4 protein-coding genes are annotated in these 10,299 nt (G+C 58.7%); all 4 read left to right on the forward strand.

Features of this window, described 5'->3' with window-relative positions; all coding sequences use genetic code 11:
* Nucleotides 1-4: 4 nt before the first annotated feature.
* The 4 genes from B9Z43_RS09400 to B9Z43_RS09415 all read left to right on the forward strand — a co-directional run bounded on the left by B9Z43_RS09400 (nt 5) and on the right by B9Z43_RS09415 (nt 10,286).
* Complete coding sequence (locus tag B9Z43_RS09400) at nt 5-6,523, forward strand: hypothetical protein (RefSeq protein ID WP_108324786.1); 6,519 nt, start codon at nt 5-7, stop codon at nt 6,521-6,523.
* Between the two features lie 75 nt (nt 6,524-6,598).
* Nucleotides 6,599-7,846: a pentapeptide repeat-containing protein gene (locus B9Z43_RS09405; RefSeq protein ID WP_108324788.1), complete on the forward strand. Its 1,248-nt coding sequence runs from the start codon at nt 6,599-6,601 to the stop codon at nt 7,844-7,846.
* Entirely contained in the window at nt 7,843-9,474 is a 1,632-nt protein-coding gene (locus B9Z43_RS09410) for a POTRA domain-containing protein (protein ID WP_158270097.1), read from the forward strand. The genes B9Z43_RS09405 and B9Z43_RS09410 overlap by 4 nt, the downstream gene beginning before the upstream one ends.
* Nucleotides 9,475-9,503: 29 nt before the next feature.
* The gene (locus B9Z43_RS09415) at nt 9,504-10,286 is read left to right on the forward strand and encodes a SapC family protein (RefSeq protein WP_108324793.1); all 783 of its coding nucleotides are present in this window, start codon (nt 9,504-9,506) and stop codon (nt 10,284-10,286) included.
* Nucleotides 10,287-10,299: the final 13 nt, after the last annotated feature.

Raw genomic sequence — 10,299 nt, forward strand, 5'->3', positions numbered from 1 at the left:
CACCATGCGTCATCACCAAAAAACTTCTTTGAAGACCGATCCTCATTGGAAGCGAAACGCCTTGGCGCATGCGTGCTTCATGGTGGTTGCGGGCATCAGCACAACTGCTTTGGCTCAGGTTTACACGCCAGGCGCCTCGCTTAACGTGGTCAACGCGACGCTTGGGGCGCCCGGTGTGTTGAACGACACCACCCAAACCTTGGGAACTTATTGGTCGACAGGCTACAACAACCAAACACGCAGCCTTCAAACGGGCTCAGGCCAGGTGGATGGCATCATGGGTGCCAACAACTTTTACAGCACCTCATCTGGCGCAGGCAGCACGCCAGTGGCCATTAACAACAACAGTTTGTTGATCAATTCCTATGGCAACCAGAATCCAGGTGTTGCCTTGTCCCTGGCCAATTTGGCCAATGTCAGTGCGAGCAATGACGGCCAGCTTGCATTGAACTTGCAAATATTCTCGGGTTTAGCCATCGAGGGCGCTCCAGATCCTGAAGTGCCAGACAGTTTTGGATCCAAGAGTGTTTCCGCCACTGCCAGCAATACCACGCTGTACATCGAACAAACGGGCAAGGCATCTGCCGCATTGTCCTTATCGGGCAACGCCGTCAAAGCCACCCTTGCGCTCAACACGGTTGACACCAGCGTGACCGGAGCCACACCATCGGGTTATGCCTCGGCGACCCAAGGCAGCAGCAATGTGGCTTACGGTAACAACAACAGTGCCGGCACCGTTGCTGGTGTGGCGTCTGTTCGCGGCACAACGGGCAGTGTGAATTTGAGCAATCTGCAAACCGTTTTCAATGGCGTGGGTAACGCTGAATTGAGCACCGCCACAGCCACCATCACCGTGTCAGGCACCACGCCAGACACCGGCGCTGTGGGGGTCTTGTCCGACAGCATCAATTTGAACAACAACAACCTTGCCGCCAGCAACACCAGCAACGCAGCGGTCAGCGTTTTCAACGCCACGGCCAGCTCCGCAGCCTTCACGGGTTCGGTGGCTGTGACCAACATCCAGACCACCAAGATCGATGATGTAAGCGCTGAACAGACTGCCATCGTCCGGGAAGGTGCTGTTCGCGCCGACTTGAGAGACAACACCAACGAATCAAAGTTCAGTGGCACGCTGAACCTGAACAACAACACCGTGTCAGCACAGGTGTTGGGCAACAGTGCGGGTGCGCGCACCAGCACGGGCAGCATCGCGGTGGGCAACGCCATCCAGTTTGATGGCAGTGCTGACATCGTCGGCACCACGGCCCCTGCCGCTGTGGCACACAGCTCACAGATCACTGGTATATCAACCGTGGCCAATGCCGACCTGCTGATCAACAGCGTGCAGCGCAACGATGCCAATACCTTTCAGGCAAGTTTGTTGCCTTCACAAACAACGCCTGTCCGTTATTCCGAAATCGTCTCCAGAGTCGATAACCTGGCGGGCGGCAGCATCAGTCAAAACGGCAACACCCAAAGTGCAACAGCGACAGCCAGTCTCGCCGGAAATTTGATCTCGGCCGGTTCATCCACCAGCATCGGCAATATCCAGGCCAATGCGGCCATTTTGAACACCCAAAGCAACGTCAATACCAGCGTCGGGGCAAGTGTGGAGAGTGCGCGGCAATCGGTCACCGTGGGTATCGCCAGTCCAAGTGCAACCATCTCAGGATCGGTCAGCCTCAATGACAACAGCATTCAGGCCAGCACAGAGGGCAACGTGGCGGTATCTTCGCTCAACCTCAAAGCGAGCAACCTGACGGTGGGTGGCAATGGGAGCGGACTTGTTGCATTGGTGCCAACCACAAACTCAGCAACATCGGGGCTTTCGGCGTCCGTGCTCAGCTTGCAATCCAACGATGCGCTGGACCTGACTTCAGACAATAAGGGCAGCAGCATCACTGCCAACTTTAATGAACAAACGACGGCAGTCAATCTGCCTGTTTCAGCCAGCCAGGTCAGTGTCAACAGCAACAGCTTGACCGCCTTGGCCACGGCCAATTCGGCCAGCAATGCGCTGAACTTGACCGCCAGCACCGCATCGGGCCTCAACGCCGGATTGGGCAACAGTCAGTATTTGACGGGGCATGATGTAACGGATGGTTCAGAGACTACATTTGTTCCATCCACAATCGCGGCAAGTGCAGGTGTTTTGGGTACGCCATTGTCCGTGGCCATCACTGCAGCAGGTGTGAGCAGTTCACAGCTGAGCTTGAACAGCAATGAGCTGACTGCTGCGGCCAAAGGCAACACGGCCAGCAACAACATCACGGTGAACGCTGTCAACGCCTCTGGCTTGCCTGTGGCCAGTGGCGGCTTGTTTGCGACGGTCAAACCCATCAGCCAAGCCAGTGACGCCAATGGCGTTGACGGTGCAAAAGCCAATGCAGACTTCGCCTTGGTCAATGCCCAAGCCGACAATGGCACCCAACTCAGTGCGTCCTTGTTCGCCAGCAACAAAATCACCACCACCACCGTCGGCACGGGCTCTGCGCTTTCAGCCAGCAGCAACCAGCAAAGCGCCACAGGCAACGTGAACTTCAGCAGCAATGCGCTGAATCTGAACATCGGCAACATGAATGGCATGGTGGCCGGTGTGAGTTCTGCGCAAAGCGCCAGCAATTCGGTGTCTACGGTTGCCGCTACAGGCGAAGTCTCTATCGCTGCGAATAGCGTTGTTTCGGGCGCGTCCAGTTTGGTGCTCAACAGCAACACCATCAGTGCAGCATCGACCGCCAACACGGTCAACAATAGCCTGGCACTCACATCCACCACGGCATCTGGTCGCGACCTCAATGTCGTAATATCACCTGCCAATAATTTGTCCAAAGCATCCATTGCCTCTGGGCAAGCCACCTCTACCGCTGATTTCGCCTTGGTCAATCAGCAACAAACCTCGGGGGCCAGCAGTGACTATGCGGCCACAACCCTGGCCAACATCAAAGCAGCGACAGACAACGTCACTGACTCATCGGTCACCCTGAACGCCAACCAGTCCTTGGCCAGCGCAACGGCTAACAGCGCCAACAACAGCATCAGTTGGGCAGCGACCGATCTCACCCTGCCCAACACGGGTTTGTCCTCTTTGCAGGCCTTGAGCACAAGCGACCTGACTGCCAAGGTCAATGATTCTTCGTCGTATGGCATCGGGGTAGTGACCTTGGTTGCCGAGACCGCACAAATTGCAGTGACCAACAGCATCATCAGAGCCGCTGCCCTGGGTAACGTGGTCAGCAACAGTGTGGCTTTCACTGGAACCAACATCACGGGTTCCAGTGTGGATTTCGTGGCGCCCACCGTATCCACCAGCACAGCTGGCAGCACCGTGACCGTGCCAGCCAGCATGGCGCTGGCCAACTTGCAAACCAGTTCGGGCAACGCCCTGAGCGCCACTTTGGGGATTTCCAGTGGGGCAACTGCAGTCACATTGACATCAGGGAACGTCTTAGATGCATCCGCGTTGAGCCTGACAGGCAACACCTTGGCCTCGCAGGTGTACAACAACGACGCCACCAATTCCTTGGCGATGAACGCCACCAACATCAACGACATCACCGCTGCCTTGGCTTCAGGTCAATCTGTATCGGCAGTGGATTTGACTGCTCGGACAGATGGTTTGGTGAAAATCACAGCAGGTACCGTCAGCAACTCCGCAGTAACAGCCAGCACCAACAGTGTGAAGTCAACGGTTGTAGGCAACATGGCCAACAACACGCTCAGCTTGACGGCCACCAAAATCACTGGTCAAAACGTGACGGTTCCAGAAGGGGGCCTTGCGGCAAATGCGACTGGCAAAAGCGCGAATGCCGATTACGCCTTGGTCTCAGAACAAAGCACGGTGAGCTCTGACTTGCTGTCCACCACGCAGGGCAAAGTGCAAGTGGCCACTTTGGGCACCACTTCAGCGGCCGTGAGTTTGTCAGACAACAACCTGCAGGCCTACACCATTGCCAACAGCGCGACCAATGCCTTGGGCCTCGATGCCGCCAACCTCAGCGCAGCAAGAGCGGGTTTGGTGTCGTCGCAGGTTTTTAGTGCAGACACTGGGAATTCAACGGTCACCTCCACCCTGAGCAGCGTGGACATGGGGTTGCTGAGCACCGGCGCCGTCAGTGCTTCGCAGTTGAGCGTGTTGGGCAACGTGGCCAAAGCCACAGCGGCAGCCAACCTGGCCAACAACCAGATCAGCCTGGATGGCACCAACGCCACCGCAGGGTCAGTGAGTTTGCTGGCTTCGAAATCGGGCATCGGTGATGCGGACGCCGGATTGGCCATGGCCAACCGCCAAGTCAGTGACCAAGGCGTGATCATTGCCAACAATGGTGCAGCTTCCGGCGGCGAGACGACCCTCGGATTGACGGTCGGCGGTGTTGGTACCGTTGCGGCTTCCACGTTGACGGTGTCTGGCAATGCGGTCACTGCCTTGGCCTATGTCAACCAGTCCGTTCAGGAGATGCTGCTCAGCCCCACAAACATGCTGGGCATGACCGCTGGATTGTCATCTGCCCAAAACGCCATCGATTCTTCGGTTGCAGCAAGCACATATGGTGCGGTGTCTTTGCAAGCCGCCGGTGCCGTGAGTGCAGCTTCGGGCCTGTCTTTGAACAACAACGCGGTAGACGCCTGGGCTTACCGCAACTCTGCCAACAACAGCATGGTGGTTGACAGCACCACCGTGAGCGGCAGTGGCCGAGCCGTGACCACAGCACAATCACTGGCCAGCAGTGCCGCGCTGGTGAAAGCAGACTTCGCACTGAACAACAACCAGTTGGCCAGTGGCGACAGCACCACCACAGCCACCACGGTGGGCACAGCATCGCTGACCGCTTCCAGTACTGTGACTGCCAGCAATTTGAATTTGAACACCAATGCACTTGGGGCCTATGCCAGCGGCAATGCGGCATCCAACGAATTGGGCCTGACTGTGACGCAATTGACACAAGCGACCGGCGCGATTGCTTCGTTCCAATCAGCTTCCAAGGTTTCCACAGCCGCTCCAGAAGTTAAAGCCGAAGTGGACGGTTCCGTGAAGTTGACGGCCAGTGGCCTCACTTCCGTGTCTGCCAATGTCAAAGACAACACCATCAAGTCCACCGCTCTGGGCAATGTGGTGAGCAACACATTGGCATTGTCAGGCAGTGTGCTGACCGGCAAGGCATCGGTTCCTGACGGCGTGACGAGTTCCGCCACCACCACCTCGGCTACCTCCGCAGCAGACTTTGCCATCAGCAATGTGCAGCTGATGGATGCCTTGGTCTCTTCGCAAACCGATGGTTCCGTGCAGATCGCGACGGGGTCCTTGTCGAGCTCGGCGCTGACTTTGACTGGCAACACGGTGAAGTCTTTGGCGCAAGCGAACAGTGCAGTCAATGACTTGTCTTTACGCGTCACCGATCAAAAAGACAGCACGGCGGCTGTGACTTCCAGCCAGAGCAGTCTTGACAACGTGACCGCCATCACCAACCCCAAAGCAAGCAATGTGTTCGGAATTTCTGCTTCCGCTGATGTCACGAATTCAACGGTGGTCATCTCGGGCAACACTGCATCGGCTATTGCAGGCAAAAACGAGGCCTTCAACAGCCTCACGGTGACAGGCGCCAATTTGACCGGTCGTGGCAACAACGTCACGGCGTCCGTCGCAGGGACATCCAGCGTTTCGGGCGCGGACTTTGCGGTCATCAATGCCCAAGCTGCAGCTGGCAACACCACGGCCACTCTGATGCCTGGAGCCAGTGGGTTTGAGACAACAGGTGTTTTGACCGGCGGCAGTGTCAGTTTGAGCGGCAACACCGTGATGGCTGCTGCCAATGCCAACACCGCTGGCAATACTTTGAGTCTGACCGCAAGCAACACCTTGAGCGCATCGGGTGTGGTCAACAACGTTCAGTCGCTTGCCGACGGGGCCTTCTCAGTAACCGCCTCCATTGGCGTGAGTTCAGGTACATCCGGCTTGACCGTGAACACGGGAGCTGGTGTTGGCGGTGCGGCCGTGGCGGTGAAAGACAACGTGGTGAAAGTCAGTGCATCTGCCAACATGGCCAGCAACGTTTTGAACGCGGTGGCGACCAACAGCATCGCTGCAGCCGGTGCGGTGACCAGTCCAGGTGCAGGTACTGCGACGCCGACGTTCGCTGTGCTCAATCAACAGACCACGGGAGCGGGCTCGAGTGTTTCGTCTGCCATCAATCAGTTCAACATGGGCGGATCGGTCTTGAACGGCGCACTCAACACCGGCTCTTTGGCCATGACGGGTAACCAGTTCCAGGCCACGGCTTATGGCAACTCGGCCACCAATGCGGTCCAGGTCAGTGCACTGTCGGCGGGGCTTAACAGTGCAAGTGCCTCGATCACCAATGTGCAATACAACCTGGCATCCATCACTGCGACCATCAATCAGGTCAATTTGCAAGCAGGCAGCAGCCTCAATACCGGCAACAGTGCGGGTGCTGGTGTGAACATCAGTGGCAACAGCATCGTGGCCATGGCCGTGGGTAACCGCGCCGTCAACAGCACAGGTCGTTGATATCAAAGCAGGCAGCCTTGCGGCTCACGAGGCCGCGGTCTGTCCATTGGCAGGTTCAGGGAATAGGGATTGAAGATGCAGCATTTGAATGCTTGGGCCCGACGCACCACTTGGGTGGTGCTGGCGGCATGTTTGGCCGCCTGCGGTGGTGGCGGGGCTGCGTCGTTTGTGCCCCAGTTCAACGTGACAGAGCGCGAGCTCTACGAACCCGGTCGCGCCGATTCGGGCATCGTGGCCCAACGTGGCTCGGGGGGCGTTGCGCTGCAGTTGGAGGCCTCAGGGGCTACTGGCCTGCCTTTGGGAGCGGATACCGCCAGCGTGGGTGAGGACAAGTTTTACTTCGACTTGCTGCGCAACAGCTACATCTCGCTTAACTTGACGCCCACCATGCTGCAGCGCATCGAGGCCATTGAGCTGATCGACGCAGCGGGCAACCGTGTCTGGCGACTGGACGCCAACAACCCCAGCATTTCTTACGCATGGTTGTTGCGCGGCCACGATTCATCACCCGTGCCGCGCTACCAGGTCCGCATCACGGCGGCACGCACAGCGGTGGACACCGCCTTGGTGTTGGCTTGGTTTGGTGGGGGCTTGATCAGCACGGCCAACAGCCAAGACATGGGAAAACTGCAAGTGGGGGCTGTTGTCAATTGCCCGGGTTGCAATTTGTCGGGCACCCAATTGGGCATGCACACATTGGAAGCCTCATTTCTGAAGGGGGCCAACTTGCGCAACACCTGGCTGGTGCGCGTGCCCGATGCATCCGCCTTGGCGCTCGATGAGCTCAATGTGTTCACCATCCTGTGGGACAGCGCACAAGTGGCGGGCGCCCGCATGAGCCGCGCCTATTTGGAAGGGGTTGATTTCACCGGCGCCATCGTCACTGGTGCGGGCAATTCACCGGCCGAATTTGAAGCCGCCCATTTGTATGGGGCCATCATGAATGGCCTGAATTTGGACCGGGTCAACATGAACGGCGCGTTCATGAACCGCGCCCAATTGACCTTGACTTCCATGATCGAAGCCCAACTGGACAGCGCGCAATTGGTGGGCACCAATTTCAGTGGCAGCAATCTGCGTTTGGCCAAGTTGAACAAAGCCATGTTGGATGGCACCAACATGAGCCGCGTCAATCTGGAAGGTGCAAACTTCAAAAACGCCATGGTTCATGACGTGAATTTCAGTGGTGCCAATTTGAAGGCGGCCAACTTCAGCAGTGCATCGCTTCAGGGTGCTGATTTCACAGGGGCAGACCTGAGTGGCGCCATCTGGACCGATGGCGCCACCATTTGCGCAACGCCCTCCATCGGCTCATGTCAATGACCTCACGCGCTCACTTCCGGCTGACCACATGCGTCGGCCTTTTTTGCTTTTGCACCAACGCCGTTTGGGCCGACACAGTGATCGATCCGGCCTCGCGACTGCAAGACGATGTGCGCCGCGCCGAAAGCGCCCGCCCTGCGCCCGCGCCTGCGTGGCAAGCCCCTGCCGCGAAGCCTTTGCCGCTGCCTGACGGCCCCGTGCTCAAGGGCCAAATTGAACTCAAGGAAGTCCTTTTCTCGCCCAGCCAGTTGCTCAGCGACCAGCAGTTGGGCGACGTGGTGCGACCCTACATCGGGCGCTCTGTGGGCAGTGATGAGCTCAATGCTTTGTTGCGCGACATCCAGGCTTTGTACTTGGCCCAGGGCGTGCAATCGGCGGTGCCTGTGGTGCCGCCACAAGACTTGCAAAGCGGGGTCATGAAAATTCTCTTGGTGGAAGGCACTTTGGGCCAAGTCAAGTTCGCAGGCAGCAAGACGCCCGACCCGGCTTGGCTGGCGCAATGGTTTGACTTCAAGTCTGGCCAAGTGATCCGGCCCGAGCCATTGGCCAAGCGCCTGGAATTGTTCAACGCCAGCAGCGACTTCAGCGCCGAGGGCCAATACGTGCCTGGCCAATCATTTGGCACCAGCGATCTGGAAGTCTCCGTGCCCGAGCTGGTCAGCACGCAATTTTGGGCCATGGGCGAATTGCCCGGTGTGGGCTCGGGCCGCACCTTGGGCAACAGCCTGATCGTGGGCTTTCGGCATTACCCCGCCACATCGGTTGGCGGGCGCGTCGATGGCATGGTCATTCAGGGGCCCACGGCCACCAGCGTGAGCTTGTCGGGCGGCATGCCCATTGGCCATGAGGGGTGGCGCTTGGGGGCCAACGCTTCGGCCTCGCGTTCACGCACCGTTTTGGCCTCGACCGATCCGAGCAAAAGTGATCTGACGATCGAGGGCGCATCCAGCGTGTTCTCGCTTGACGTGATCCGGCATCTCTACCTGCAGCCTGGCCAGATGTGGAAGTTGTCTGGCGGTTTGTCGCAAGTGCACTCCAATTCGCAGGCCGCAGGCGCCACGCTGAGCGATCGCTCGGTACAACGGGCTACCGTGGCCGCATCGACCGACTGGGTGGTGGACCCCACAGCGGGTGCCGACCGCGCCACCTTCCGTGCGGCCCTCAGCAGCGCCAAAGGCCCAGCCAATTCGTTTGCGTATGCCGAGGTCTACAGCACCCTGGCCTATCGCCTGGCGGGTCCACAAGGGCCGGTGTTGCGGGCCAATGGCCAGATGCGTTTGATGGACAGCCGCACGCCCGATGTGTCTGACGTTTGGCTTGCCGGTGGCAGCGCCACGGTGCGTGGTTTTGACCTGGGTGCCATCTCCGGGCGCCGTGGCCAAGCGCTGCAATTGGCGCTGTACCAAGCATTGCCCTGGAAGAGCGTGGACACCCCAGAAGCTTTTGTGTTCGCCGACCATGCCCGCGCCGTCAAGGACGACTTGGCTCACCGCATTGGCTCTGCCGGTGTGGGGCTGCAGTTCCAGATCGATCGCCGCTTTGCGATCGAGACCGCTTTGACTTACCAGACCCAAGGCTTTCAAGGCCCGCGCACCCGCGCCCTGCTCAAGGCCAGTGCCATTTGGTGAGCCCACCATTTTTCAATGAAAGAACCCGCATGACCGACACCGCCACAACAAAGCCCGAATTCACCATCTTGCACCGCGAAGCACACCGCATGCTCAAGTTCAACCGCGCAGAGCGCGACATGAACTGGGTGAGCGGCTTGATCACCGTCAACCTGGCCGCATCGGAAATGCCCTCGGCCGCCTTGGCTTTTCCTTGCGTGATGACGCACGCCGAGTCCGGTGGTCGCTTGTTGGCCATCACGGGTTTGGAGCAAGGTCGCAACCTGTTTGTCGATGCCAAAGGCAAATGGTTGGGCGACTATTTGCCGGCCGTGCTGCGCACCTGGCCCTTCCGCTTGCTGGACAAGGAAGACGAAGATGGCGCACGCCCGGTCGCGGTGCAACGCGATGCCTTGAGCGTGACGCAAGGTGACGATTTGTTTGACGACCAGGGGCAAGAAATGCCTTGGCTCAAAGGCGTCATGCAGGAGCTGGTGGCATTGGACGCTGGCGAGGCCACCACCAGCGCCATGGTCAATGCTTTGCACGCCGCAGGCGTCTTGACAGAGCGCGCTTTGCAAGCCGTCTTGCCCAATGGCCGCCAGATGGAGCTGACCGGATTCTTGAGCGTGGACGAGCACAAGCTGCACGCCCTCGAAGACAAGGTTGTGGCCGACTTGCACCGCCAGGGCGCACTGGCCATGGCTTACCTGCACCTGCTGTCCTTGCGCAAATTCAAGGATTTGATGGAGTTGGCCGCAGCGCATGAGCCAGAGCCCAAGCCCGAAGCTGCCGTGGCCAAGAAAGCGCCCAAAGCCTCTGTGCCCGCTTGAGCGCCTGCACACC

This window comes from Limnohabitans sp. MMS-10A-192, from assembly GCF_003063335.1.
In the GTDB taxonomy this organism is placed as follows: domain Bacteria; phylum Pseudomonadota; class Gammaproteobacteria; order Burkholderiales; family Burkholderiaceae_C; genus Limnohabitans_A.

Excerpts from the sequence above, each read along its gene's own strand:
- B9Z43_RS09400 (WP_108324786.1), top strand. The coding sequence starts at position 5 with ATGCGTCATCACCAAAAAACTTCTTTGAAGACCGATCCTCATTGGAAG.
- B9Z43_RS09405 (WP_108324788.1), top strand. The coding sequence starts at position 6,599 with ATGCAGCATTTGAATGCTTGGGCCCGACGCACCACTTGGGTGGTGCTG.
- B9Z43_RS09410 (WP_158270097.1), top strand. The coding sequence starts at position 7,843 with ATGACCTCACGCGCTCACTTCCGGCTGACCACATGCGTCGGCCTTTTT.
- B9Z43_RS09415 (WP_108324793.1), top strand. The coding sequence starts at position 9,504 with ATGACCGACACCGCCACAACAAAGCCCGAATTCACCATCTTGCACCGC.